Origin of the sequence: Tritonibacter sp. SIMBA_163 (assembly GCF_046535935.1) — a bacterium.
Classification (GTDB): Bacteria; Pseudomonadota; Alphaproteobacteria; order Rhodobacterales; family Rhodobacteraceae; genus Epibacterium; species Epibacterium scottomollicae.
Window position 1 is genome coordinate 1 of sequence record NZ_JAWJBP010000881.1, and the last position, 253, is coordinate 253.

The 253-nt window shown below is 49.0% G+C and carries 1 protein-coding gene; it reads left to right on the forward strand.

Going from position 1 to position 253, the window contains the following annotated elements:
* The coding region (locus R0J92_RS24860) for a hypothetical protein (RefSeq protein ID WP_411053648.1) at nucleotides 1–204 on the forward strand (204 nt) is incomplete at its 5' end.
* Between the last annotated feature and the right edge of the window lie 49 nt (nucleotides 205–253).

A 253-nucleotide genomic window follows, 5' to 3' on the forward strand; every position in this document is an offset into this window, starting at 1 on the left:
CAATCAACCGGTTTCGTGTTTGATGCCCAAAGTCTTCAGCAAGCGGGATCCATTGGTGACTGGGCTATGCAAGCTGGTATTCGGGGTGAAAGTGTTGTTCCCCCTACTCCTGGTGAAGGTGGGACTGCTTTTGCTTATGCAGAATCGACTTCTGCCCTTGACTTAAACCCGAGTGGTGAAGATAACGACGACGTTATGCTTTAAATCCTCTGCAACGTCCGATACAGCAGTGCTCACTCCTTTCATCTTCCAT